Raw genomic sequence first — 25,482 nt, 5'->3', positions numbered from 1 at the left:
GGGCAGCGGGGTGTTGGCCCCTCACCCCGGGTTCGCGGGGGCCGTCAGCCCATCTCCTCCAGCGACTTGCCCTTCGTCTCCTTGACGTACTTGAGGACGAACGGGATGGAGAGCGCGGCGAAGACCATGTAGATCACGTAGGTCGCGGAGAGGTTCCAGTCAGCCAGCGACGGGAAGCTCGCGGTGATGGCCCAGTTGGCGATCCACTGCGCGGACGCGGCCACACCGAGCGCGGCGGCGCGGATCCGGTTCGGGAACATCTCGCCGAGGAAGACCCAGACGACGACACCCCAGGACAGGGCGAAGAAGAGGACGAAGACGTGCGCGGCGATCAGCGCGGTCCAGCCCTGTGCGGCCGGCAGCTTGCCGTCGACCAGGTCGAAGGAGAACGCCCAGGCCTCCAGCGCGAGACCGATCACCATGCCGACCGAACCGATCAGGGCGAGCGGCCGGCGGCCGACGCGGTCCACGAAGATCATCGCGATCACGGTGCCGACGATGTTGATGATCGACGTCGTGAAGGAGTAGAGGAACGAGTCCGTCGGGTCGACGCCGACCGACTGCCACAGCGTCGAGGAGTAGTAGAACGCGACGTTGATGCCGACGAACTGCTGGAAGACCGAGAGGCCGATGCCGACCCAGACGATCGGCTTGAAGAAGAAGCTCCCGCCGAGCAGGTCCTTGAAGGTCGACTTGTGCTCGCTCTTCATGGCGTTCTCGATCTCGGCCACGCGCGCGTCGAGGTCGATCCTGTCACCCTCGACCTCCTCGAGGATCTCGCGGGCACGCTCGTGCTTGCCGACGGAGATCAGGAAGCGCGGGGACTCGGGGATGGCGAAGGAGAGCAGGCCGTAGAGGACGGCCGGGATCACCATGACGCCGAGCATGACCTGCCACGCCTCGAGACCCATCAGCTTGCCGCGCTGGTCGCCGCCGGCCGCGTTCAGCAGGCCCCAGTTGACCAGCTGCGAGACGGCGATGCCGATGACGATCGCGGCCTGCTGGAAGGACCCGAGGCGACCGCGGTAGGCCGGCGGGGCGACCTCGGCGATGTAGGCGGGGCCGATGACCGAGGCCATACCGATGGCGAAGCCGCCGACGATCCGCCAGAACGCCAGGTCGTACAGCGCGAAGGGCAGCGCCGAGCCGACGGCGCTGATCGTGAAGAGGACAGCAGAGATCTGCATGCACCGGATACGGCCGATGCGGTCCGCGATACGTCCCGCGGTCGCCGCGCCGATCGCGCAGCCGATCAGGGCGATGGCGATGACCTGCGCCAGGGCCGCGGAACCGATGTCGTAACGGCCCCGGATGGCCTCGACGGCGCCGTTGATCACGGAGCTGTCGTAGCCGAAGAGGAAGCCGCCCATCGCGGCCGCCGCCGCGATGAAGATGACGTGCCCGAGATGATCGGGGTGAGCCGCCTGGGCTCCTGACTTGGACGCCTGCTCTGTGCTGGTCAACGTGTACTCCTCGGGCCACCGGCAACGCTGCCGGCTGGGGGCGACCCTTCCAGATAGGTGGTACCTGAAGGTAAAAACAACATTGCCGACCCTATGCCTTCAAGTTTCGAAGTCAAGAGGGCGGTAGGTGTGAGAAAAGAGGCACGGATGACCAACACATGTTCAATACTTGAAGTGTTGATGGAGGGCTAACGGAGCCGCTGTGAAATCACCTTGGACACACCGTCGCCCTGCATGGAGACGCCGTACAGCGCGTCGGCGACCTCCATGGTCCGCTTCTGGTGCGTGATCACGATGAGCTGCGAGGCTTCCTGCAGCTCCTGCATGATCCGGATCAGCCGCTGCAGGTTGGTGTCGTCGAGGGCGGCCTCGACCTCGTCCATGACGTAGAACGGGCTGGGCCGAGCCTTGAAGATCGACACCAGCAACGCCACGGCGGTGAGCGAGCGCTCGCCACCGGAGAGCAACGACAGCCGCTTGACCTTCTTGCCCGGCGGACGGGCCTCGACGTCCACTCCGGTGGTGAGCATGTTGTCGGGGTCGGTCAGGATGAGCCGCCCCTCGCCGCCCGGGAAGAGCCGGCTGAAGACACCCTCGAACTCCCGGGCCGTGTCCCGGTAGGCCTCGGTGAAGACCTGTTCGACGCGTTCATCGACCTCCTTCACCACTTGAAGCAGGTCGATGCGGGTCTTCTTCAGGTCCTCCAACTGCTCACTGAGGAACTTGTGCCGCTCCTCCAGCGCCGCGAACTCCTCCAGGGCGAGCGGATTGACCTTGCCGAGCTGCTGGTACGCCCGCTCGGCCGCCTTGAGCCGCTTCTCCTGCTCGGCCCGGTGGAACTGCTTCGGCTGGTTGCGCGGATGCTCGGGATCGTCGGGCAGCTCCTCGCCCTCTGCGGGCGGGGAGGGCGGTACCGGCTGGTGGGGGCCGTACTCATCGATGAGCCCTGCCGGTTCGACACCCAGTTCCTCGAGCGCCTTGGTCTCCAGCTGCTCGATCCGCATCCGCTTCTCGGCGCCGAGCACCTCGCCGCGGTGCACGGAGTCGGTCAGCTTGTCGAGCTCTGACTTGAGATCGCGGCCGGTGTTCCGCGCGGCGGTCAGCTCCCGTTCCCTGAGCGCCTTGGCGGCGTCGGCGGCGGTCCGCTCCTCGTCCGCGCGCGCGAGGGACACCTCGACGTGCGCGAGCAACTGCCGCGCGCCGGAGGCGACGGCTTCGGCCACGGCGGCCTCGTGGCGCAGCCGGGCCCGCCGCTGTTCGGCACGCGCGCGTGCGTCTCGCTCCGCACGGGCGGCACGGTCGAGGGAATCGGCCCGTCCGGCGAGCCCCTTGACCCGCTCCTCATGGGTACGGACCTGGAGGCGGGCCTCCATCTCGGTCTGGCGGGCGTTGGCACCGTCGGCGGCGAGACGGTCCCGTACCGACGTGTCGGGCTCCTCCTCCACCGGCATCTCCTCGGCGACGGCGAGCCGTTCGGCGAGTTCCTCGACCTCTTCGAGCGCCTTCTCCAGGGCGTCCTGCGCTCGCGCGGCGGCCGCGGTGGACCGCTCCGCCTCACCGGCGGCGCCTTTCGCCTGGCCGGCGAGGCGGCCTAGCTGCTGAGCGACGGCCGACTTCTCCCGGTCGGCGGCACGTCGGCGCTCTCCGAGCTCCTCCACCAGGGCCGTGCTCTCCTTGCGGTGTGCCACCGCCGCGTGCTGGGCCTCGCCGAGTTCCTCGCACTGCACGGCCAGCTCTTCGAGTTCGGCGGCGGCCTGGTCGACGGATGCCTGTACTTCGAGGAGGCTGGGGGCGCCCGCGGAGCCGCCGTGCGCGAAGTGGGCGCCTAGGAGGTCGCCCTCGGCGGTGACGGCGGTGAGGTGGGGATGGGCGTAGACGAGGTCTTCGGCGTCTTCGAGGGTGCCGACGACGACGATGCCCTGGAGCAGGCGTCTTACTGCGGGGAGAAGATCCTGGGGGGCGCGGACCAGGTCTGCCGCGTGCTGATGTGTGGCCTCTGCGGGGCCGTCGTGGCTGGTCGCGCCGTTCCCTGGGCCCCTGAAAGGCGCGTCTTCGGCGCCGCCTGCCAAGAGGAGTGACGCTCGGCCCGCGTCCTGTTTCCGCAGCAGGCGGATCGCGTCCGCCGCTGCCGACGGGGAAGTCACCGCGAGGGCGTCCGCCGCCGCGCCGAACGCCGCCGCCAAGGCTGCCTCGTGCCCCGGAGTCACCGTCAGGAGTTCCGCCGCCGGACCCAGCAAACCTGTGAGGCGGTCCTTCGCGCCCAGCAGCGCTCCCGTCCCGTCCTTCCTCCGCAGTCCCATGGCCAGCGCCTCATGCCGGGCCTGCGTCGCCGCGCGTTTGCGTTCCGCCGCCGTGACCGCCTCTCGGGCCACCGTCAGCGCTGCCTCCGCCTCGGCGAGCCGGCACTTCGCCGCGTCGTGCCGCTCCGCCAGTTCCGCGTCGCCCGCGTCCAGGCCGTCCACCTCGGCCTTCAGTGCCTCGTACTCCTCCTGCGCGGCGACCGCCCGCTCCTGGGACTCGTCCCGGGCGGCGGCGAGGCGGTCGATCTCGGCCTGGGCGGAGGCGGCGCGGGAACGGGCCGCGTTGACCTGGCCGCCCAGCCGGGCGAGGCCTTCCCGGCGGTCGGCGATGGCACGGGCGACGTCCTTCAGGCGCCGTTCCTCCTGGATGAGCTCCCGCTCCAGTTCGGCGCGGTGCGCGACCGTGTCCTCCAGGGCGTGCTCGGCCGCCTCCAGAGCGGCCTCCAGCTCGGCCTCCTGCTCGCGGATGCGGGCGGCCTCGCGTTCCATGTCCTCGGGGTCACGGCCACGTCGTTCCTCGGGCGGCGCCGAGGTCGCGCTCTTCACGCGCGCGTCGGCCAGCGAGACCGTGCCGCGCACCCGCTCGGCGAGCTGGGAGAGCTCGTACCAGGTCTGCTGGGCGCGCTGCAGCCGGGGCGTGAGCTGTCGGACCTCGTCCTCCAGAAGCGCCTCCCGCTGGAGGGCCTTCTTCAGCTCCTGCTCGGCGGCGTCCTTGCGTTCCTTCAGCGCGGCCTCGTCCGCGACCTCGGTCTGCAGCGCCTGCCGCAGTCGTACGAGATCGTCGGCGAGCAGCCGGAGGCGGGCGTCCCGCAGGTCGGCCTGGATGACGGCGGCCCGGCGGGCCACCGCGGCCTGACGGCCGAGCGGCTTGAGCTGGCGCCGGAGTTCGTCGGTCAGGTCCTGCACGCGCGCGAGGTTGGCCTGCATCGCGTCGAGCTTGCGGAGGGCCTTCTCCTTGCGCTTGCGGTGCTTGAGGACTCCGGCGGCCTCCTCGATGAAGGCCCGGCGGCCCGTCGGATCGGCGTGCAGGACGGAGTCGAGCTGGCCCTGGCCGACGATGACGTGCATCTCGCGGCCGATGCCGGAGTCGGAGAGCAGGTCCTGGATGTCGAGGAGGCGGCAGGTGTCGCCGTTGATCTGGTACTCGCTGCCGCCGTTGCGGAACATGATCCGCGTGATGGTGACCTCGGCGTACTCGATGGGCAGGGCGCCGTCGGAGTTGTCGATGGTCAGGGACACCTCGGCGCGGCCCAGCGGCGGGCGGCCGGTGGTGCCGGCGAAGATGACGTCCTCCATTTTGCCGCCGCGCAGCGACTTGGCGCCCTGCTCACCCATGACCCAGCTGAGCGCGTCCACGACGTTGGACTTGCCTGAGCCGTTCGGCCCCACGACACACGTGATCCCCGGCTCGAACCGGAGCGTGGTCGCCGAGGCGAACGACTTGAACCCTCGGAGGGTCAGCGCCTTGAGGTGCACGCCGCTGGACTCTACCTTCCGGGGGTGTCTCACTCCATGAACGCGTTGTTGCCAGCGGTTTCACCGTTGAACGTGCAGGGCACACCAAACGTTAAGAGGGTGAAAGGATGCACGGGGGCAAGAAAGAAGGGACGCCGAAGCGTCCCTTGCAAACTCTGACAACTTAGCGGTTGATACAGGCCGCCCAACCACTGCGTGAGCTGTCGTGGAGCGATGCAGCGATCAGGTGAGCGCAGGCTCCGCCTGGTGTGCGTCGATGCTCTCCAGGAGACTTTCGTGAGAAGCGGCAGCCGCGAGCGCGTCGTTCTCGGCCTGGATCCGTACGAGCTCGGATTCCAGATCCTGTACGCGCTGCTGGAGCCGTCGCATCTCGGCGAGGAGTCGAGGGTCGGAGCCGCCGACGTAACCGAGAAGCGCCTTTGCCATGATGGATGGTCCTCCACACTGAGTGACCGACCGAAGCGGTGTGGGTCGTGAGGGATTCGCACCCGCGGTGCTTGACACTTTTGAGTTCATGCTGCTGTTCATCCATGCCAAACAGCTAAGGTGCGCGGGGTGCTTTCAGCGTCTCACCAAAAAGTTTGACGGTCAACACGATCACGCCCCGTATTGGCGGACAACCCGGTCCGGCGCGACCTGAGACGGCGGCGCTGCGGCTCCCTCGGGGCCCTCGGGACGTGACGGTCAGTCTTAGCCGCGGAGCTTGCCACGGCAGGGCCTTCTTGGCAACCACCAGCGACTTTCTGCTTCGGGCAGGTGCCAGTGGCATGTCCCTCCGCTTCCGCCTGGGCCGCTTTACAGAAACGGCTCATCGGATGGCGAAGCCGTCGTAACCCCCACGGGGTGTGTCCCAGATCTCGGTGACACCGTCTACGCGGCCGGGCGTGTCGTCACCCAGGAGCCAGTCGAGGAGTCCCTGGCATCCCTTTCGCGGGCCCTCCGCGACCACTTGCACGCGTCCGTCGTCCAAATTGAGAGCAAAACCACTCAGGCCGCCGATCTCCAGCGCCTTGGCCCGCGTGAACCAGCGGAAACCCACACCTTGGACGCGTCCGCGCACCCAGGCGACCAGTCGTACATCCTCGCTCATGGGTGCAACCTAACCGGCCAATGTCTCTCTGGGCACTCCCTCCCCAGGCGCCATGCGGTACTGTCCGCTGCCAATGAATCTCATACGAAACTCACTCGATCGTGTGGGTTTCGTGACTGGTTGACCGGGGGGACGCGTCGACCTCACGAACGAGGACTAGGAAGGCAAGCACATGGGACGCCACCGACGCTCCGCCGCCGGCCGCGCCGCCACGGGCCGCGCCACGGGGGTAACAGCGACACACAGCTCCTACGGGAGCGGTTACGACCCGCAGGACTCGTACAACTTCGCCTCGGTGGGCGTCTCGACGTACCCGGGCCAGGAGGACCCCGACCCCTACGCGCGCAGTGACGCCTACCTGTTCGCGTCGGAGGAGGAGTACGCGCTCTACCGGGGCGAGGGCTACACGCCCGCCGACGGTTCCCGGCGCAGTGGGTCGCACCGCCGGCGCAAGAGGAACCTCGTGACGCCGGTCAAGACCGGTCTGCTCGGGGTCTCGGCGGCCGTCGCGATCGGCACGGTCGCGGTCGCCACCGGTGTGGTGCCCGGCCTGGACAACTACAAGCTCGGCGGCGGCAGCACCACCGGCGGCGATGTGCAGGCGGCGGGCTCGCCGACCAACTCCCCGGCCGAGCAGGGCGGCACGTCCGGCAGCGCCGACAGCCGTGAGGACGGCAGCTCGACGAGCCGGGATGCCGACCGCGCCTCCTCGCCGTCACCGGCCCCCTCGACCTCGGCCTCGACCTCGACGCCCGCACCGGCCGAGAAGCCGACAAAGAAGCCGGCTGCCCCGCCGAGCAAGAAGCCGAAGACGACGCCTTCCCAGAGGGAGAAGAAGCCGGCGAAGAAGGAGACCACCGCGCCGGTGGAGGTCTCGACCGAGGCCGCCGCGGCGGCCGAGGTGCTCAGGCTCGTCAACGCCGAGCGGGCGAACGTCGGCTGCAGCCCGGTCGCCGCCAACAGCGCGCTGGCCGATCTCGCCGGGGCCTTCAGCCAGGCCATGGCCGACCAGGGCTTCTTCGACCACACCGACCCGAGCGGCGCCACGCCGTGGGACCGGGCCGCGCAGGCCGGGATAACCAGCCTCGGCGGCGAGAACATAGCCCGGGGCCAGTCCGACCCGGCCGCGGTCATGGAGGCCTGGATGAACAGCCCCGGCCACAAGGCCAACATACTGAACTGTGACTTCAAGACGCTGGGCGTGGGTGTGGTCTTCGGTTCTGGCGGCCCCTGGTGGACGCAGGACTTCGGCTACTAGAGGACACTGAGGCAGATTGCACTAACTTCCGGTTAGTGCAATCTGTTGGTTAGCGCTGCTTTCCAGTACGCTCATGATATGGACACCACGCAGCAGCCCCTGGAGGCGCAGGACCTCCCGTACGACGTGTTCGCCAAGGCCTGCCCTTCGCGCGGCACGCTGGAGCATGTGACGGGCCGCTGGGGCGGACTCACGCTCGGCGCCCTGTACGAGGGCTCGCTGCGCTTCAACGAGCTGCGCCGCCGGGTCGACGGCGTGAGCGAGAAGATGCTCTCCCAGACGCTCCAGGCGCTGGAGCGCGACGGCCTGGTGCACCGCGAGGCCCAGCCCACCAACCCGCCCCGGGTCGACTATGAACTGACCCCGCTGGGCCGCGAGGTCGCCGAGCGGCTGCTGGGCCTCATCCACTTCGTCGAGGGCCGCATGGACGACGTCCTGGCCGCCCGCGAGCGTTACGACGTGACGCGCGGCGCCCGCTGACACCTCGGGCAGAAGTAGCTGGACCGGTTCATCCAGGGCCGTCGGCGCATCGGCGTACCGCACCGCTTGCACGGCAGCCCCTCCCGGCCGTACGCGTCGAGGGACCGGTCGAAGTAGCCGGACTCACCGTTGACGTTGACGTACAGGCTGTCGAAGCTGGTGCCGCCGACCGCGAGGGCCGCGTTCATCACGTCCCGCACGTGGCCCAGGAGTTCGGCCGTGCGCGGGCGGGTGAAGTTCGCGGTGGGGCGCTCGTAGTGGATGCGGGAGCGCCAAAGGGCCTCGTCCGCGTAGATGTTGCCGACTCCGCTGATCAACGACTGGTCGAGCAAGGCCCGTTTGATGGTGCTGCGCTTGCGGCGCAGGGCCTGGTGGAAGGCCTCGTCGTCGAAGAGCGGGTCGAGAGGGTCGCGCGCGATGTGCGCGATGACGTCGGGCAGCCCGTCGGGGGTGTTGTCGTGCAACGACAGCCCGCCGAAGGTCCGTTGGTCGACGAAGCGCAGCTCGGTGTCCACCTCGTCCGCGAACCGCACCCGGATCCTGAGGTGCTTCTCGTCGGGGGCGGCATGCGGCTGGACCAGCAGCTGGCCGCTCATGCCGAGGTGGGCCAGGATCGACTGGTCCGTGTCCTCCAGGGGCAGCCAGAGGTACTTCCCGCGGCGGCTCGGGGTGCCGACGCGGCGGCCCTTGAGGCGGTGCGCGAAGTCGTCGGCACCGGCGAGGTGACGGCGGACCGCGCGCGGGTGCAGCACCTCGGCCTCGGCGACCGTACGGTGGGCGACCCACCGCGCGAGGCCCCGCCGTACGACCTCGACCTCGGGCAACTCGGGCATGGGGCTCCCCCGTCACGGACCGGTGTATGAACCGAGCGCCCGCCCCGGTGTTCGGGGGCAGGCGCTCGGCTGCGCTGTTCTTCCAGACGCGCTGGTGCTCCAGGCGTCAGTCGGAGACGGACGACGGACCTTCTTCGTCGTCCTTGGCGGCTTCGACGACCTCAACGGCCTCGACGGCCTTTTCGGCCACCGCCTTGGCGCGCTCGTCCGCGGCGGCCCGGATGGACCTCCAGGCGGACTCCGCGGCCTGCTGCTCCGCCTCCTTCTTGCTGCGGCCGGTGCCGGTGCCGTACGAGACGCCTCCGACGCGGGCGGCAGCAGTGAAGGTCTTCTCGTGATCGGGGCCGGTCTCCGTGACCAGGTACTCGGGCACGCCGAGCCCCTCGGTCGCGGTGAGCTCCTGGAGACTGGTCTTCCAGTCCAGGCCGGCACCGAGGTTGGAGGACTTCTCGATCAGGGGGTCGAACAGGCGGTGCACCAGTTCGGAGGCCGCTTCGAGACCCTGGTCGAGATAGACCGCGCCGATCACCGCTTCCAGGGTGTCGGCGAGGATGGATGCCTTGTCCCGGCCGCCCGTGCCCTCTTCACCACGGCCGAGCCGGATGAAGGAGCCCAGGTCGAGCCCACGGCTGACCTCCGCCAGTGCGCGTGAGTTGACCACCGCGGCCCGCAACTTGGCCAGTTGGCCTTCGGGCAGGTCGGGGTGGGTGGTGTACAGCGTGTCCGTGACCACGAGGCCGAGCACGGAGTCCCCGAGGAACTCCAGCCGTTCGTTGGTCGGCAGACCGCCGTTCTCATACGCGTAGGAACGGTGGGTCAGCGCACGCACCAGAAGGGCGGACTCGAGTTTGTACCCGAGCCGCCCTTCCAACAGCGTGTGGGACGAGGCCTGGTTGTCGCCCGCGTTCTTCTTCGGCGTGGACACAGTGCCTCTCACCAGCCGCTCAGACCTCGAGGACCTGGCGCTTGTTGTAGGTGCCACAAGCAGGGCACGCGATGTGCTGCAGCTTGGGCTCGTGGCAGCGCTCGCACGCAACCAGGGTGGGGACCGCAGCCTTCCACTGCGACCGGCGGTGGCGCGTGTTGCTGCGCGACATCTTCCGCTTCGGAACAGCCACGGCTACTTCTCCTGCTTCTCGTCGACGCCCGGTTCGGCGCCGCTCATCTCGTCCTTCTCGCCGTCTTCGAGTGAACCGGCGAGTCCCTGCAGTGCCGCCCAACGGATGTCGACGGCGTCATGGTGGTGGTCCGGGTCGTCCGTGAGCCGTGCCCCGCACTCGGAGCACAGGCCCAGACAGTCGTCCTGGCACACCGGCTGCATCGGCAGTGCGAGCACCACCGCATCACGCAGCACGGGTTCGAGGTCGAACAAGCCGTCCTCGATGAAGAGCCTGTCCTCGTCTTCCTCGGCGTCGTCGGCCGGTTCCGCTTTCACGCGGCCACGGTCGTCGGCGTCAGGGTACGAGAACATCTCCTGGAAATCCGCTTCGAGCACCAGCTCAAGCGGCTCCAGACACCTTACGCACTCCCCCTCGGCCTGTGCACGGGCGGTGCCTGTGACAAGCACCCCTTCCATGACCGACTCGAGGCGGAGTTCGAGCACGACCGGGGCGCCTTCCGGCACTCCGATCACTCCCTGGATGCCGAGATCCTTGGGAGCGTCGATCTCGCGGGTCAGGCGCTGCAGCGCGCCAGGACGCCGCCCCAGCTCGTGTGTGTCGAACACGAGAGGGTTGCGGTGGTCAAGGCGGGCGTTCAGGGCCATTCCTGCTTTCGATCTTCGAGCTCAGGGGGTCGCCGCCCTTCGGTGCTCCCGGGCAGCGTTGATCGCGGACGTACGCGCGACCGAAGAGCCAGGATACTGGACCTTTCGCTCACGGCCCAATCCGGTGCTCTCCTACTGGCCGCGACCCTGCTCGTACGCCCTCAACTGCTCCGGCGTGATCATGCCGGTGTCGAAGAGGCTGGTCTCGTCCAGGGCGTAGCTCTGCTGCGACTGGTGGGTCTGCTGGGCCTGCTGGGCCTGCTGCGCCTGGTTCGGGTCGTACTGCTGCTGGTCGTAGCCCTGGTAGGCATAGGGATCGGCCTGCTGGTAGCCGTACGGGTCCTGCTGGGCGTAGGGGTCGGGCTGCTGCTGATAGGCGGCGTAGGCGTCGCTCTGCTGCTGGTAGCCGTACGCCGGCTGCTGGGTGTAGTCCGGCTGCTCGGACTGGCCGCGGGCCTGGGTCCGGGCGTCCTGCTCCGCGAGGGCGGTGAGGTCGGCCAGGTAGTCGGCGTCGCTGGAGTGCTGGACGGTGGAGGTGTCGTCGGCGAGGGCGCCGAGGTCGTCGGTGGCGATACGGCCGTGCAGCTTCTGGCGGCCGCGGCCGACGGCCTCCAGGGTCTTGGCCAGGACAGCCTCGAAGGCGCCGAGTTTGGCGTCGACGTAGGAGTCGGCGTCCTTGCGCAGGGTCTCGGGGTCGTGGCTGCGCTCGGGGGCGTCCTCGTCCTCGTAGCCGTTCTCGTCGACGCCCGGGCCGGTGCCGAGGAGCTTCTCGCGGCCGCGGCCGACCGAGCCGAGGGTCTTGGTGAGGACGACCTCGAAGTTGGCGAGCTTGGAGTCGACGTAGTCGTCGGCCTCCGCCCGGACCTCCTCGGCCTCCTGGCGGGCCTCGTTCAGGATCCGGTCGGCCTCGGCCTGGGAGCGGCGGGCGACCTCGGTGTCGGAGATCAGGGAGCCGCGCTCGGCGTGCGCCTGCCCGATGATCCGCTCGGCCTCCTGGCGGGCCTGCTCGACCATCTGCTCGCGGTCGCCGATCAGTTCCTGGGCCTGCGCGAGGGAACCGGGCAGGGCCTGGCGCAGCTCTTCGAGCATCGCGAGCAGTTCGGCGCGGTTGACCATCACCGAGGCCGACATGGGCATCGACCGGGCACCGGAGACCGTGGAGACGATCTCGTCGAGCTTGTTCTGCACGTCCACCTGTGCTCGCCACTCTCTACAGCTGTGTTGGAGACGGACGGGACGACTGTAGTCCCATCAGCCCTTGCGCAGGCGCTTGTCGAGTGCCTCCAGGACCAGCGGCGGGACCAGGTGGGAGACGTCTCCGCCCCAGGTCGCGACCTCCTTGACGAGCGAGGAGGACAGGAAGCTGTAGGTGGGGTTGGTCGGGACGAAGAGGGTCTCGACGCCCGAGAGGCCGTTGTTCATCTGGGCCATCTGGAGCTCGTAGTCGAAGTCGCTGACCGCGCGTAGGCCCTTGACGATGGCCGGGATGTCGCGCTCCTTGCAGTAGTCGACGAGGAGGCCGTGGAAGGCCTCCACGATCACGTTGCCGTACTCGGCGGTGACCTCGCGGATCAGGTCGATCCGCTCGTCGATCTCGAAGAGGCCCTTCTTGGACTTGTTGATCATCACCGCGACGTAGACCTCGTCGTACAGTCTGGAGGCGCGGGAGATGATGTCGAGATGTCCGTTGGTGATCGGGTCGAACGACCCGGGACAGACGGCGCGGCGCACTTGAGATCCCTCGCTCTCCGGTCCGGTCATCGTGCGTCTTCGCACGTAGAGGCGGCGCGACCGTACCAAAACGTTCCCTCGCCGTAGCGACGGGCCTTGACCGCGTCGAAACCGGGCGGCCACTGGAATTCTCCACCTCTGGTGCTGCGCTCCACGGTGACCAGGGCCTGCGGCGCTAGCCAGTGTTCGGTGCGGAGTGTGAGGAGAATCTCGCGAAGATCGTGATCTGTGACTCGGTACGGCGGGTCGAGGAAGACGAGGTCGTACGGCTCGGTCGGCGCCGGTTGTTGAATGATCTGTTCCGCTTTGCCTGCCCGTACCTCGGCGCCGGGGAGGCCGAGGTTCTTGACGTTCTCGCGGATCGTGCGGGCGGCTCTCCCGTCGGCCTCGACCAGGAGGGCGTGGCTCGCGCCGCGGGAGAGGGCTTCGAGGCCGACCGCGCCTGAGCCGGCGTACAGGTCGAGGACCCGCTCGCCCGCCAAGGGGCCGCCGAGGAGGGACTGCCAGGTGGAGAAGAGACCTTCGCGCGCGCGGTCCGAGGTGGGACGGGTTCCGTTGCCCGGCGGGACGGCCAGGCGGCGTCCGCCGGCTCTGCCCGCGATCACGCGAGTCATCTTCGGTCCTTGTTCGGGGGATGGTTGCGGATCCAGTTTCTCAGCCCTTTTCCAGGTACTGCTCCCTCTCCTCGTCCAGGAGCGCGTCCAAGGCTGTGCGCAGGCCGGGAAGGCCTGTCAGCTCGGGATCCGCCTCCACCACCGCCGTCGCCTCCTGCCTCGCCTCCGCGATGATCTCCTCGTCCTCGATCACGGCGAGGACCCGCAAGGAGGTCCGGGCACCGGACTGGGCCTGGCCCAGCACGTCACCCTCCCGGCGCTGCTCCAGGTCGATGCGGGAGAGCTCGAAGCCGTCGAGGGTGGCGGCGACCGCGTTGAGGCGCTGGCGGGCCGGGCTCGCCTCCGGCATCTCCGAGACCAGGAGACACAGACCCGCCGCCGAACCCCGGCCCACCCGGCCGCGCAGCTGGTGGAGCTGGGAGACGCCGAAGCGGTCGGCGTCCATGATGACCATCGCCGTGGCGTTCGGGACGTTGACGCCCACCTCGATGACCGTGGTGGCGACCAGGACGTGGGTCTCGCCCGCGGCGAAGCGGCGCATGACCGCGTCCTTGTCGTCCGGGTGCATCCGGCCGTGCAGCACCTCGACCCGCAGGCCGCTCAGGGGGCCCTTGGCCAGTTGGTCGGCGATGTCCAGGACGGCGAGCGGCGGGCGCTTCTCGGCCTCGTCCTCCGCGGACTTCCTGGCCTTCTTCGGGTCGTCCTCCGCGTCACCGATGCGGGGGCAGACGACGTAGGCCTGATGGCCGTTCTGCACCTCCTCGCGGACCCGCTCCCAGGCGCGGGTGAGGAAGTGGGGCTTGTCGGCGGCGGGGACGACATGGCTGGCGATGGGTGAGCGGCCGGCCGGGAGCTGGTCCAGGACGGAGGTCTCCAGGTCGCCGAAGACCGTCATCGCGACCGTGCGCGGGATGGGCGTGGCCGTCATGACGAGGAGGTGCGGCGGCTGCTTGCCCTTGCCGCGCAGGGCGTCCCGCTGCTCGACCCCGAACCGGTGCTGTTCGTCGACCACGACCAGACCCAGGTCGTGGAACTGCACCTTGTCCTCGATCAGCGCATGCGTCCCGATCACGATCCCGGCTTCACCGGTGACCAGATCCAGCATGGCCTGCCGGCGGGCGGCCGTCCCCATCGAACCGGTGAGCAGCACGACCTTGGTGCCCTGCTCGGAACCGCCGAGCATGCCACCCTCGGCCAGCTCCCCCATCATCTCCACGATCGACCGGTGGTGCTGCTGGGCGAGCACTTCGGTGGGCGCCAGCATGGCGGCCTGCCCGCCCGCGTCGACCACGGCGAGCATGGCGCGCAGGGCCACCATCGTCTTTCCAGATCCGACCTCGCCCTGTAGCAGGCGGTGCATCGGATGGTCCGTCGCCAGGTCGTCGAAGATCTCCTTGGAGACCTTCTGCTGCCCGTCCGTGAGGGTGAAGGGCAGTCGGTCGTCGAAGGCCGAGAGGAGGCCGTCCGGTGCGGGTTTCCGCGGTACCGCCGGGAGTTGGGCGTCCGCGTGGCGGCGGCGGGCCAGGGCCACCTGGAGGACGAAGGCCTCGTCCCACTTGAGGCGCGACTGGGCGTCGGCGATGTCGGCCTTGGTGTGCGGGCGGTGGATCTTGAGGAGTGCCTCGGGGAGTGGGACCAGGCCGCGGCCCTCGCGGAGCGACTCCGGGAGGGGATCGACCGCCTCCTGAGCGCTCGGCAGGACCGTCTGGATCGCCTTGCCGATCTTCCAGGACTCCAGTTTGGCGGTGGCGGGATAAATGGGAATCAGGGCGCCCGCCCAGGTCTCCACCGTCTCGGCTGCCTCGTCGTCGGCCCCGCGCAGCAACTCGTAGGCCGGATGAGCCAGTTGGAGGCGGCGGTTGAAGAGGGAGACCTTTCCGGCGAACATCGCGCGGGTGCCGGGCAGGAGTTCCTTGTGGGGCTTGTGCACGCCGTGGCCGAAGAAGACCAGTTGGAGGCGGCCGCTGCCGTCCGTGATGGTGACCTCCAGGCGCTGGCCCTTGCCGCGCGGTGCCTTGGCGGAGGCGAAGGTGTGCAGACGGGCGTCGGCGACCTGGGCGACCACGGTGACATGCTCGTCCATCGGCAGCTCGGCGAGGTGGGTCAGCTGCCCCCGCTCCTCGTATCTGCGCGGGTAGTGGTGCAGGAGGTCGCCTACGGAGTGCAGGCCGAGATGCTCGGCCATCACCTTCGCGGTGGCGGGGCCGAGCACCTTCTTCAACGGTTCTTCCAGTGCGGGCACGAGATCCATTGCACACCACGCCACTGACATTGCCGTATACATAGTGGGAAACCCCTGGTCAGACGGCTGGTTGGGGACTTAGGATGGCCCGCTCCGGCCATCCCCGCGGATCCCCGCCCCACCCGGGACCGCCCGACCCCGCGCCGCGCGAACGTTCCTCCCACCGGCGCTGCGACGATGGATTCCCAGACCTCACAGACACCCCAGGTACCTCAGCAGCCTCATACGTTTCAGGTCGACCTGCGCGGTCTGGTGGACCTCCTCTCCCATCACCTCTACTCCAGCCCCAAGGTCTATCTGCGCGAACTGCTCCAGAACGCGGTGGACGCGATCACGGCCCGCCGGGCCGAACAGCCGGACGCCCCGGCCCGCGTGCGGTTGTACGCCGAGAACGGCACCCTGCGGGTCGAGGACTCCGGGGTGGGGCTCACCGAGGCGGACGTGCACAGCCTGCTGGCCACCATCGGACGCAGTTCCAAGCGGGCCGAGGGACTTCAGGAGGCCCGCTCCGACTTCCTCGGCCAGTTCGGCATCGGGCTGCTCGCGTGTTTCGTGGTCGCCGAGCGGATCCGGGTGGTCAGTCGCAGCGCCCGTACGCCGGACGCGCCGCCCGTGGAGTGGACGGCGAGCGACGACGGTTCGTACGAAGTGCGGACGCTGCCCCCCGACGCCCGTCCGGAGCCGGGGACCACCGTGCACCTGGTCGCACGGGCGGGCGCCGGCGAGTGGCTGACGCCGGAGCGGGTCCTGCGGCTCGCGCGGGACTTCGGCTCCCTGCTGCCGTACGACGTCCGGGTCGGCGACGAGGCGGTCACCGACCTGCCCGCCCCCTGGGACCGGCCCTACCCCTCCCCCGCCACCCGCAGGGTGGCCCTGGCCCGGCACTGTCACGACCTGTTCGGCTTCACCCCGCTGGACTCGATCGAGCTGAACGTGCCGCTCGCCGGGATCCGGGGCGTGGCCTACGTCCTTCCTTCGGCGGTCAGCCCCGCCCAGCGGGCGACCCATCGCGTCCATCTCAAGGGCATGCTGCTGACCGAGCGGGCCGAACAGCTGCTGCCGGACTGGGCGTTCTTCGTGCGCTGCGTCCTGGACACCGACAGCCTGCGTCCCACGGCCTCGCGTGAGTCGCTGTACGAGGACGAGACGCTGGCCGCCGTACGGGAGGCCCTCGGGGAAAGGATCAGGTCCTGGCTGACGGGCCTCGCCGCCGGGGACCCGGAACGGCTCGCGGCCTTCCTGTCCGTGCACCACCTGGGCGTGAAGTCGCTCGCACGGCACGACACGGACATGCTGCGCACGATGCTGCCGTGGCTGCCGTTCGAGACGACCGACGGGCGGCTGTCGCTGGAGGAGTTCGCGCAGCGGCACCCGGTGGTGCACTTCACGCGGACCGTCGAGGAGTACCGGCAGGTCGCGCCGATCGCCTCCGCGCAGGGCGTCGGGGTGGTCAACGGCGGTTACACGTACGACAGCGACCTGGTCGAGGCGCTGCCCTCGGTGCGGCCGGGGACGGTCGTCTCCGAGCTGGACGCGGACACCGTCACCGCCCACATGGACCTGGTCGACCCGGCCGAGGAGCTGGCGCTCGCCGGTTTCCTGGCGGCCGCGCGGGCCAGGCTCGATCCGCTGGGCTGTGACGTGGTCCTGCGCGCGTTCCGGCCGCTGTCCGTGCCCGCGCTGCACCTGGACGACCGGGATGCCCGGCACGAGCAGGCGCGGGCGGCGGCCGAGGACCGCGCCGACGACCTGTGGGCGGGCATCCTCGGCTCGCTGCGCGGCAGCGCCCCACGCGCGCGTCTGGTGCTTAACCATCTCAACCCGCTGGTGCGGCGGATCGGTGCGCTCGGCGATCCGGACCTGATCGGCACCGCCACCGAGTCCCTGTACGGGCAGGCCCTGCTGATGGCCCAGCGCCCGCTCAGGCCCGCGGACTCGGCCTTGCTGAACCGGGCCTTCATGGGCCTGCTGGAGTGGGCCACGAACGGCGAGGAGGGCCCGTGACGAGCGGGATCGACGGGATGGACGGCGACCACGGGGTCACGGGCTTCGACGCCCTGCGCCGGGCGATGGCGGAGAACGCCGAGGAGCCGGAGGGGCCCGCCCGCAACGCGCGCGCGGAGCAGCTGCTCGCCGAGGCCGAGAAGCTGAACATCCCGCTCGCGGTGATCGAGGCGCTCGGGCACCAGCTGAAGGTCTACAACTACAGCTCCGAGAAGGCCAAGATGTTCGTCCCCTTCGCGCGGCTGCTGCGCATGTGGGACGAGCGGCCGGAGGACTTCGACGAGTACGAGACGCACTCCCTGCACTGGGTCTTCAAGTGGATGACGACCGGCATGCTCGACCAGCCGCACGTCCCGCTCGCCGCCATGGAGAAGTGGCTCGGCGAGATGGAGCACCGCTACCGGCTGGCCGGGCACTCCGAACGGGCCGTGCGCAGCGCGGAGTACAGCGTGGCCGCGCATGTCGGGGACCTGGCGCGGGCCGAGCGCGCGTACGCCGCGTGGCTGGGCGCAGACCGGGACGCCATGGCCGACTGTCACGCCTGTGAGCTGCACGAGCAGGGCTGGTGGCAGACGCAGTGCGGGAGGGACGAGGAGGCGCTCGCACTGTGGGCGCCGGTTCTGGAGGGCGAGTTCACCTGCGCCCACGAGCCGCACGCGGTCCTCGCCTCCTCGCTGACGCCGCTGCTGCGGCTGGGCCGGCTCGACGAGGCGCGCGCCAACCATCTGCGGGGCTTCAGGCTCGTGCGGTCCATGGAGAGCATGCGCAGCGCCTACGCGGACCATGTCGAGTTCTGCGCCCTCAGCGGCAACGAGGCGCGCGGTCTGGAGCTGCTCGCCGAGCGTCCCGCCTACTTCACCGACGACGGGCATCCGCGCAGCAGGCTGGACTTCACGGCCGTGGTGGCCCTGCTCATGGACCGGCTGACCGAGCTGGGCCTGGGCGACCGGCCGGTGCCGGGGCCCGCGGGCCGGCAGTGGACCGCGTCCGAACTCGCCGCCCACGCGCGCACGGAGGCGCTCGCGCTGGCCGCCCGCTTCGACGAGCGCAACGGCACCCCGCATGTCAGCGAGCGGGCACGCGCGCGCATGGCTCAGCGCCCGCTGGTGGAGCGGCTGCCGCTGGGAGTGCGGGCGGTCCGGACGGCCGCCACCCCGGTCGCGCCACCGGTCCCGGTGACTGCTCAGGAGCCCGGTCTGCCCGCGCTGATCGCCGAGGCGCGGCGGCTGTCGGACACCCTGCAGCCGAACGCCGTCGAGGCGTGGGCGGCGGTCGCGAGGGCCGCACGGGGCGTCAAGCTCGAGCCGCGCGACCGGGCGGAGATCGCCGACCACCAGGCGATGGACCTGGGTCCCGCGGGAACCGAACTGTTCGAGCGGGCCGCCGAGTTGTACGCGGAGGCGGGCGACCCCGGCGAGTCGCTCGCGGCACGCGCGCGTGCCGCCTACGTACGCGCGCTGGCGGGCGAGGTCGACGAGGCGCTCACCGTGGTCGCCGGGTTGTACGACGAGGTCCTCGCGCTGTACTCCGTGGACGACACGGGCGTACTGCAGACGGCGTCGGTGCTGATGTCCCGGGCGCGCATCCTGATGCGGCAGGTGCACGAGGCCGAGGAGGACGCGGCCCTCCCGGAGGCGGAGCAGGCCGTGCGGGAGGTGCTCGCGCTCGTCGAGGGGCGGACCGGGGACGACGTACGGCTCGCCGCGCGGGTCGCCGAGGCGCAGGCGATGCTGGCGGAGCTGGCCTCGCGGGCCGGGGACGTGGAGGGGTCCGCAGAGCTGTTCACGTGGGCCGTGGCGGGGTTCGTCGAGGCGGGCCTGCCGTGGTTCGCGGTGGAGTACGAGGCCCGGCTGGCCGGGCTCCTGCACCATCTGGGCGATCCGGTGGGGACGGAGCGGGCGCTGCGGGCGGCCCTTGAGCACGGAGGCCCGCACCTGGAGGCGATCGGGCGGGCCCAGCTGCATCTCCAGCTCGCCGAGGTCGTCGGCGGCCGGGGGCTCGACGAGGAGGCGGCCGAGCACGCCCTGGAGGCCGCTCACTGGGCCGACGAGGCCGGGGAGGGCCCGACGCTGGGTGCCCTGGCCCGACACCAGCTGGGCGGGTTCCTGCTGCGGCAGGGCCGGTGGGCCGAGGCCGCCGAGGTGCTGGAGTCGGCGCTGCCCGACCTGAGCGCCGAGACGCACGGTGACGGAGCGGTCGTACAGACGCAGTGGTGGCTCGGTGACTGTCTGAGCGAGCTGGGCGAGCACCGGGAGGCGGCCGAACGGCGTCTGCAGGCCGCCGAGATCGCCCGGCACTGGCCCGAGCAGCACGACCACGCGACGCTCGCCCACCTCGCCGCCGAGTCCCTCGGGGCCGCGGGTCTGCCCGCCGAGGCCGACCGGGCGTACGCGCGCGCGGGCGGCCTGTGGCGTGAGCTCGGCAACGTCCACGGGCTGATCCGGTCCCTGCGCGCCCGCGCGTGGCTGGCGCTGCGCGTCGAGGACGGGGCCGACGGGGCACGGGAGTTGATGGCGGAGGCGGTCCGGGAGTGCGAGGCCGCGCTGGGTGAGACGCGGGCCGAGGAGGAGGCGTGGCAGCGGCTTGTCGGCGAACTCGGCCACACCCACCGGCAGTTCGGGGACCTGCTGGCCCGTTCCGTGCCCGAGGACGCCGAGGACGACTCGATCCGGGCGGTGTTGGAGGAGTCGCTGGCCCAGGTGGTGGAGGCGATCGTGGTGTTCGCCTCGCTCGGCGACGACGCCCTGGACGCCCGGACCGGTGCCGAGCTCGCGGCGGGCTGGCTGGCGGCGGATCTGAGCCGGCCGGCGGAGGCGGCGGCACGCGCGCGTGCGGTGCTCGACGCCTATGGCGGCACGGACGGCTCCGGCGAGGCCCGCGACGACGAGACGGCGCGGGCCCGGCGGGCCGAGGCCGAGCAGATGATGGGGCTCATGGAGGAGCAGGACGGCTGAGCGCCCAGGGGTGCTATTCGACCCCGATGAGCAGCACGGCTCCCTGCCGTCCGCCCCGGTACACCACCGTGTCGACGGCGAGGTGGGACTCCCGTACGCGCGTCTCCAGGTGGTCGGCGACCGCCTCGGGGGCCTCGTCGCCGAGGACGAGGGTGACCAGTTCGCCGCCGGCCGAGAGCATGCGGTCCAGGACGGTCTCGGCCGTGACGGTGACGTCCGAGCCGATCACGGCCACGTCCCCGTCGATGAGGCCGAGGACGTCACCGGCCTGGCAGATGCCGGCCATGGTCCAGGACTGGCGTTCGGCGACGGCGACCTCGGCGTAGCGGGTCGCGCCGGCCGCCGAGGTCATCTGGACGACGTCCTCGTCGAACCGGCGCTCCGGCTCGTGCACGGCGAGCGCCGCGATGCCCTGGACCGCGGAGCGCGTCGGGATCAGCGCGACGCGGATGCCCTCCGCGCGGGCCTGCTCGGCCGCGGCGGCCGCGGTGTGGCGCAGGTCGGCGTCATTGGGCAGCAGCACGACCTCGCGCGCGTGGGCACGCCGTACGGCCTCCACGAGCTCCCCGCTCGCGGGCGGCTCCCCGGGGCGGGCGAGCACGGTGGTCGCGCCGGCCTCGGTGTACAGCCCGGCCAGGCCCTCGCCGGGCACGACGGCGACGACGGCCCGCTGGGCGCGCTCGCGCGGCAGGCGTTCGGCGCCGGTGGTGTGCACGTCACCGAGCGCGAAGTGCGTGACGCGGATCCGGTACGGCCGCCCGGCCTCGATGCCCGCCTCCACGGCGGCGCCGGCGTCGTCGACGTGCACATGGACGTTCCACAAGCCGTCGCCGCCGACCACCACGAGCGAGTCCCCGAGCCCGTCGAGCCGCTCCCGCAGCCGTGCGACGGCCCTGTCGTCGGCCTCCAGGAGGTAGATCACCTCGAAGGCGGGCCCACCGGTGCCCGGGGCGTCGGCACATTCGTCGGGGGCGGCCGTGGCGGCTTCGGCGGAGCCCGCTTCCGGAAACGTCCCGCTCGTGACCGGCACCGCCCTGGGCGCCTCCCCCGTGAACGTCTCCACCAGCGCCCCCAGCACCGCCACCAGTCCTCGCCCGCCTGCGTCCACCACCCCGGCCCGCTCCAGGACGGCCAGCTGGCCGGGTGTCGCGGCTAGGGCGGCGCGCGCACCGTCGTAGGCGGCCCGGGCGACCGTCCCGCAGTCGCCCTGTGCAGCCCCGGCGGCGTCGGCGGCGGCCGAGGCGACCGTGAGGACCGTGCCCTCGACGGGGTGGGCCACGGCCTGGCGGGCGGAGTCGGCCGCGTGCCGCAGGGCGAGCCGGAGTCCCTCGCCGTCCGTGTGAGCCGTCTCACCGTCGGCGGCCAGCACCTGGGCCATGCCCCGCAGCAGCTGGGCGAGGATCGTGCCCGAGTTGCCGCGGGCGCCTATGAGGGCCCCGTGCGCCATCGCGCGCGCGGCGTCCGCCAGTGCCGGTTTCCCCGAGCCATGGGCGTCGTGGCCCTCGAACACGGCTTCCACGGCCGCGAACGCGGACTCCGCCGTCAGATACAGGTTCGTGCCGGTGTCCCCGTCGGCGACGGGGTAGACGTTGATCGCGTCGATCTCCTCGCGCGCCCGGCCCAGGGCCCGCAGCGCGAGACCGCACCAGGTGCGCACCGCGAGAGCATCGAAGAATGTCTGCGGCACGTGTGCCACCTGCGCCTCCTCGGGCTGCTGGACTGGACGCAGCGTAGACCCCGGGCGGGTGTCCACCGGAAGAGGGCCGGGAACGAGTGGCTGGTCAGCCATGGTAGTTTCGTTCTACTGGCGCAGTCGTTGTATGCTGCTCCGGTTGCCCGATCCCGATCGGGCCATTCCCCCTGGCAGTGCCACTCAGATCTCTGATCCTACGATCTCGATCCAGGCTTGCCGGGATCCGACCGTAAGTGCATCTGAAGTCTTTGGAGTGACCCGTGGCTGCCAACTGCGACGTCTGCGGCAAGGGGCCGGGCTTCGGCAACAACATCTCGTTTTCGCACCGCCGTACGTCCCGTCGCTGGAACCCGAACATCCAGCGACGCCGTATCGTGGTCGGCGGGACGCCGAAGCGCGTGAACGCTTGCACCTCGTGCATCAAGGCCGGCAAGGTCTCGCGCTGACGCACAGCTAAGCGCGCGGCCGCTGCTGGTTCGCTGCACTGAGCCGGTCCACCGAGAGGTGGGCCGGCTTTTTGCCGTGTCCCGGGACCGGCCGAGCTGCCAGAATCCGGTGAATGCGCTTCGGCATCCTGGGCCCCCTGGACATCCGCACCGACGACGGCGTCCGCGTCGACCCCGGCGGCCCCCGTCCCCGCGCCCTGCTCACCCTGCTGCTCCTCGACGCGGGCCGCACGGTCCCCGTGGAACGCCTCATCGACGGCCTCTACGGCGCCGAGCCGCCCGTCGGCGCCGCCAACGCCCTCCAGTCGCAGATCTCCCGCCTCCGCAGGCGTCTGGCCCCGCACACGGAGATCGAGGCGACGGCGGCCGGTTACCGCATCGCCGTCACCGCCGACACGACAGACGCTCTCCAGTTCGAAAAGCTTGTCGCGGACGGACGGGCCGCTCTCGCCGCCGGAGACCACCAGCGGGCCGCGGCCGCGCTCCGGGACGCCCTCGCCCTGTGGCGCGGCCCGGCCCTGCCCGACCTCCCGGACGCGCATGCCGAGCGGGCCCGGCTCGCGGAGCTCCGGCTGGCCGCCGTACAGGACCGGATCGACGCGGATCTCGCGCTCGGCTGCGGCCCCGAACTCGTACCGGAGCTGCGGACGCTGCTGTCCGCATATCCGCTGAGCGAGCGCCTGTACGGGCAGCTGATGCGGGCCCTGCACGCGGACGGGCGGCCAGCGGAGGCGCTCACGGTGTTCGAGGAGGCCCGGCGCACGCTCGCCGACGAACTCGGCGCCGATCCCTCGCCCGAACTGTCGGCGCTGCACCTGGAGCTGCTGCGAGGGCGGCGAACCGAGCGCCGGAAGGGTGTCCCCGCCCAGCTCACCCGTTTCGTCGGCCGGGAGACCGAGCTCGACCGGATCGCCGGGGCCCTGTCCGAGGCACGGCTGGTCACGCTGACGGGCCCCGGCGGAGCGGGCAAGACCCGGCTCGCGATCGAGGCCACGCAGGCCCACGCGGGCGCGTGCTTCGTCGAACTCGCGCCGCTCACCGACGCCACCCGCATCCCTTATGCCGTCCTGACCGCGCTCGGGGTGCGCGACGGCTTCCGTACCCCGGCGACCGACGGCACGGACCGGCTGCTGGCCGCCCTGGAGGACCGCGAGTCGCTCCTCGTGCTCGACAACTGCGAGCACCTCGTCGAGGAGGCCGCCGGGCTCACCGCCCGGCTCCTCGCGGCCTGCCCCGGCGTCCGTGTGCTCGCCACCAGCCGCGAGTCCCTCGGCATCACGGGCGAGGTCGTGGTGCCCGTGCCGCCGCTGCCGCCCGAGCCCGCGGTGCGGCTCTTCCTGGACCGCGCCCGGGCCGTCCGCCCCGGATTCGAGAGCCACGCGCGTGTGGCCGGCATCTGCGCGGCCCTCGACGGGCTGCCGCTGGCGATCGAGCTCGCGGCCGCGCGTCTGCGCACTCTCACCCCGGACGAACTGGCGGAGCGCCTGGACGACCGGTTCCGCCTCCTCAACCGCGGCGACCGCTCCAAGGCGCCCCGGCACCGCACCCTGCGGGCCGTCGTGGAGTGGAGCTGGGACCTGCTGGACGACGAGGAGCGGGAGCTCGCGAGCCGGCTGACGGTCTTCCCGGGCGGGGCCGGCCTGGAGGCGGTCGAGACGGTGTGCGCGACCCCGTACCCGGAGGACCTGCTGGCCTCGCTGGTGGAGAAGTCCTTCCTGGAGGTGTCCGAGGGCCGTTACCGCATGCTGGAGACGATCCGCGCGTTCGCCGCCGAGCGGTGCGACCGGGTTCGGCCGCTGCGGGACGCCCACGCCGCGTACTTCCGCGAGCTGGCCGAGCGGGCGGAACCGGCTCTGCGCGGCGGCGGCCAACTCCCCTGGCTGGCCCGCCTGGACGCCGAGCGGGACAACCTGGACGCGGCCCTGCGTCATCTCGTCGCGACGGCTCCCGAGGACGCCCTGCGGCTCATGGCGGCCCTGTCCTGGTTCTGGCGGTTGCGCGCCCCGCACGGCGAACGCGTGCCGCTGGCCCACGCCCTGCTGGCGGCGTTGGGCGACTCCCCTCCCCCGGGCCTCGCCGAGGAGTACGCCCTGTGCCTGATGAACACCGTCACCGGCCGCGGCGACGACCCCGGCGAACCGGGCCGCATCGCGCGCGTGGCCGCCCTCATGCACGCCCTGGACGGGCCGCTGCGGCTGCCGTTCACGATGGTCCTGTGGTCGCTGGCGGGCGGCCCGCTGTACGCCGTGAACGACGACCTGCTCGCCGTCCAGGTCGGCGACCGGCCCTGGGGCCGCGCGCTGCTGGATCTGGGGCTCGCCTACCAGGCGCAGTTCAAGGGCGATCCGGTGGCTTCCGAGGCGACGTTCGCGCGCTCGCTGGCCGGCTTCCGTACGACCGGCGACCGCTGGGGCATGGCCAACTGCCTGGACCCGCTGGGCGGTTTCGCCGGCCGGCGCGGCGAGTACGACCGCGCCCTGGAGTTGTTCGACGAGGGCCTGGAGTACGTCCGGGAACTGGACGCACCCGAGGAGACCTCCGACCTGCTGCGGTCCCGGGCCACCGTGCTGCTGTACCGCGGCGACACCGAGGAGGCGGTGGCGCACTTCTCGCGCGCCGCCGACCTGGCCCGGGCGGGGGGCGCCCCGGACAAGGTGGCGGCCGCCCGACGCGGTCTCGGCGACTCGGCCCGGCTCTCCGGGCACGGGCACCACGCGCGCGTGCACTACGAGAGCGCCCTGGAAGCCTGTGCCGCGAACTGGTTCAGCGCCGGCGAGACCGTCCTGATCCTCATCGGCCTCGGCCACACGGCCGCCGCCGAGGGCGACCCGGAGCAGGCCCGCGACTGGTTCTGCCAGGCCCGCACGCACGCCTTGGAGGCCCTGGACGCCCCGGACCTCCTCGCCCTGGCGGCCGTCGCCGAGGCCCTGGCCTCCGTCGCCCCGCACCCCGGCCGGGCGGCCGAACTCCTGGGCGCCGCCGAGGGTCTGCGGGGCGCGTCGGCCGAGGGCGACCCCGATGTCGTACGGACGAAGGAGTCCGTACGGCGACAACTGTCGCCCGAGGCCTACGACAAGGCCTTCGAGCACGGCCGCGCCCTTCGGTCAGCAGCGGTCAGCGAACGGTAGGAGGA

19 protein-coding genes are annotated in these 25,482 nt (G+C 71.2%); 6 read left to right on the top strand and 13 right to left on the bottom strand.

The genetic code is table 11. From position 1 onward, the window contains the following. Nucleotides 1–44 precede the first annotated feature (44 nt). From BFN33_RS41520 to BFN33_RS41505, 4 genes are all read right to left on the bottom strand, one after another. On the bottom strand, nucleotides 45–1,463 hold the full coding sequence (locus tag BFN33_RS41520; protein WP_069765405.1) for a sugar porter family MFS transporter: 1,419 nt from the start codon (nucleotides 1,461–1,463) through the stop codon (nucleotides 45–47). Between the two features lie 188 nt (nucleotides 1,464–1,651). After that, nucleotides 1,652–5,239, bottom strand: a complete 3,588-nt coding sequence (gene smc, locus BFN33_RS41515; RefSeq protein WP_069765404.1) for a chromosome segregation protein SMC — start codon at nucleotides 5,237–5,239, stop codon at nucleotides 1,652–1,654. A gap of 222 nt (nucleotides 5,240–5,461) precedes the next feature. Next, nucleotides 5,462–5,665 (bottom strand): hypothetical protein, encoded by a 204-nt coding sequence (locus tag BFN33_RS41510; RefSeq protein ID WP_057616507.1) that lies wholly within the window; start codon nucleotides 5,663–5,665, stop codon nucleotides 5,462–5,464. A gap of 382 nt (nucleotides 5,666–6,047) precedes the next feature. After that, nucleotides 6,048–6,329 (bottom strand): acylphosphatase, encoded by a 282-nt coding sequence (locus BFN33_RS41505; RefSeq protein WP_057616505.1) that lies wholly within the window; start codon nucleotides 6,327–6,329, stop codon nucleotides 6,048–6,050. A 172-nt stretch (nucleotides 6,330–6,501) separates the two neighbouring features. On the opposite strand from BFN33_RS41505, the gene BFN33_RS41500 reads away from it, so the two are divergent. Together BFN33_RS41500 and BFN33_RS41495 are read left to right on the top strand one after the other, a co-directional pair. Continuing rightward, on the top strand, nucleotides 6,502–7,587 hold the full coding sequence (locus BFN33_RS41500; protein ID WP_069765403.1) for a CAP domain-containing protein: 1,086 nt from the start codon (nucleotides 6,502–6,504) through the stop codon (nucleotides 7,585–7,587). Nucleotides 7,588–7,665: 78 nt separating this feature from the next. Then, nucleotides 7,666–8,067: a helix-turn-helix domain-containing protein gene (locus tag BFN33_RS41495; protein ID WP_069765402.1), complete on the top strand. Its 402-nt coding sequence runs from the start codon at nucleotides 7,666–7,668 to the stop codon at nucleotides 8,065–8,067. On the opposite strand, the gene mutM is transcribed toward BFN33_RS41495, so the two are convergent. From mutM to recG, 8 genes are all read right to left on the bottom strand, one after another. Beyond that, on the bottom strand, nucleotides 8,040–8,900 hold the full coding sequence (mutM, locus tag BFN33_RS41490) for a bifunctional DNA-formamidopyrimidine glycosylase/DNA-(apurinic or apyrimidinic site) lyase (protein ID WP_069765401.1): 861 nt from the start codon (nucleotides 8,898–8,900) through the stop codon (nucleotides 8,040–8,042). The genes BFN33_RS41495 and mutM overlap by 28 nt on opposite strands. Nucleotides 8,901–9,006: 106 nt before the next feature. Continuing rightward, nucleotides 9,007–9,825, bottom strand: a complete 819-nt coding sequence (rnc, locus tag BFN33_RS41485; protein ID WP_069765400.1) for a ribonuclease III — start codon at nucleotides 9,823–9,825, stop codon at nucleotides 9,007–9,009. Nucleotides 9,826–9,844: 19 nt separating this feature from the next. Further along, on the bottom strand, nucleotides 9,845–10,018 hold the full coding sequence (gene rpmF, locus BFN33_RS41480) for a 50S ribosomal protein L32 (protein WP_006139588.1): 174 nt from the start codon (nucleotides 10,016–10,018) through the stop codon (nucleotides 9,845–9,847). A gap of 2 nt (nucleotides 10,019–10,020) precedes the next feature. Then, the gene (locus tag BFN33_RS41475; protein WP_057616496.1) at nucleotides 10,021–10,665 is read right to left on the bottom strand and encodes a DUF177 domain-containing protein; all 645 of its coding nucleotides are present in this window, start codon (nucleotides 10,663–10,665) and stop codon (nucleotides 10,021–10,023) included. 132 nt (nucleotides 10,666–10,797) lie between these two features. Beyond that, nucleotides 10,798–11,859, bottom strand: coding sequence for an ATP synthase F0 subunit B (locus BFN33_RS41470; RefSeq protein WP_069765399.1), 1,062 nt, complete (start codon nucleotides 11,857–11,859; stop codon nucleotides 10,798–10,800). 57 nt (nucleotides 11,860–11,916) lie between these two features. Then, entirely contained in the window at nucleotides 11,917–12,426 is a 510-nt protein-coding gene (gene coaD, locus BFN33_RS41465; RefSeq protein WP_079141304.1) for a pantetheine-phosphate adenylyltransferase, read from the bottom strand. Next, nucleotides 12,423–13,010 carry a 16S rRNA (guanine(966)-N(2))-methyltransferase RsmD gene (gene rsmD, locus BFN33_RS41460; protein WP_069765397.1) on the bottom strand — a complete coding sequence of 196 codons (588 nt, stop codon included), beginning with the start codon at nucleotides 13,008–13,010 and terminating at the stop codon, nucleotides 12,423–12,425. Before rsmD ends, coaD begins: the two co-directional genes overlap by 4 nt. A gap of 40 nt (nucleotides 13,011–13,050) precedes the next feature. Next, nucleotides 13,051–15,261, bottom strand: coding sequence for an ATP-dependent DNA helicase RecG (recG, locus tag BFN33_RS41455; protein WP_069765396.1), 2,211 nt, complete (start codon nucleotides 15,259–15,261; stop codon nucleotides 13,051–13,053). Nucleotides 15,262–15,429: 168 nt separating this feature from the next. On the opposite strand from recG, the gene BFN33_RS41450 reads away from it, so the two are divergent. Together BFN33_RS41450 and BFN33_RS41445 are read left to right on the top strand one after the other, a co-directional pair. Continuing rightward, nucleotides 15,430–17,256 (top strand): HSP90 family protein, encoded by a 1,827-nt coding sequence (locus BFN33_RS41450; protein WP_069765395.1) that lies wholly within the window; start codon nucleotides 15,430–15,432, stop codon nucleotides 17,254–17,256. Nucleotides 17,257–17,273: 17 nt separating this feature from the next. Next, nucleotides 17,274–20,210 (top strand): tetratricopeptide repeat protein, encoded by a 2,937-nt coding sequence (locus BFN33_RS41445; protein ID WP_069765489.1) that lies wholly within the window; start codon nucleotides 17,274–17,276, stop codon nucleotides 20,208–20,210. Nucleotides 20,211–20,223: 13 nt separating this feature from the next. Here BFN33_RS41445 and BFN33_RS41440 read toward each other — a convergent pair whose 3' ends face one another. Beyond that, complete coding sequence (locus BFN33_RS41440) at nucleotides 20,224–21,906, bottom strand: DAK2 domain-containing protein (protein ID WP_069765394.1); 1,683 nt, start codon at nucleotides 21,904–21,906, stop codon at nucleotides 20,224–20,226. Nucleotides 21,907–22,163: 257 nt separating this feature from the next. Here BFN33_RS41440 and rpmB point away from each other — a divergent pair, with 257 nt between their 5' ends. Together rpmB and BFN33_RS41430 are read left to right on the top strand one after the other, a co-directional pair. Beyond that, the gene (gene rpmB, locus BFN33_RS41435; protein ID WP_069765393.1) at nucleotides 22,164–22,349 is read left to right on the top strand and encodes a 50S ribosomal protein L28; all 186 of its coding nucleotides are present in this window, start codon (nucleotides 22,164–22,166) and stop codon (nucleotides 22,347–22,349) included. Between the two features lie 113 nt (nucleotides 22,350–22,462). Beyond that, nucleotides 22,463–25,477, top strand: coding sequence for a BTAD domain-containing putative transcriptional regulator (locus BFN33_RS41430; RefSeq protein ID WP_069765392.1), 3,015 nt, complete (start codon nucleotides 22,463–22,465; stop codon nucleotides 25,475–25,477). Nucleotides 25,478–25,482 lie beyond the last annotated feature (5 nt).

Source organism: Streptomyces sp. LUP47B (assembly GCF_001746295.1).
In the GTDB taxonomy this organism is placed as follows: Bacteria; Actinomycetota; Actinomycetes; order Streptomycetales; family Streptomycetaceae; genus Streptomyces.
This window is presented reverse-complemented; position numbering and strand designations above follow the sequence as displayed.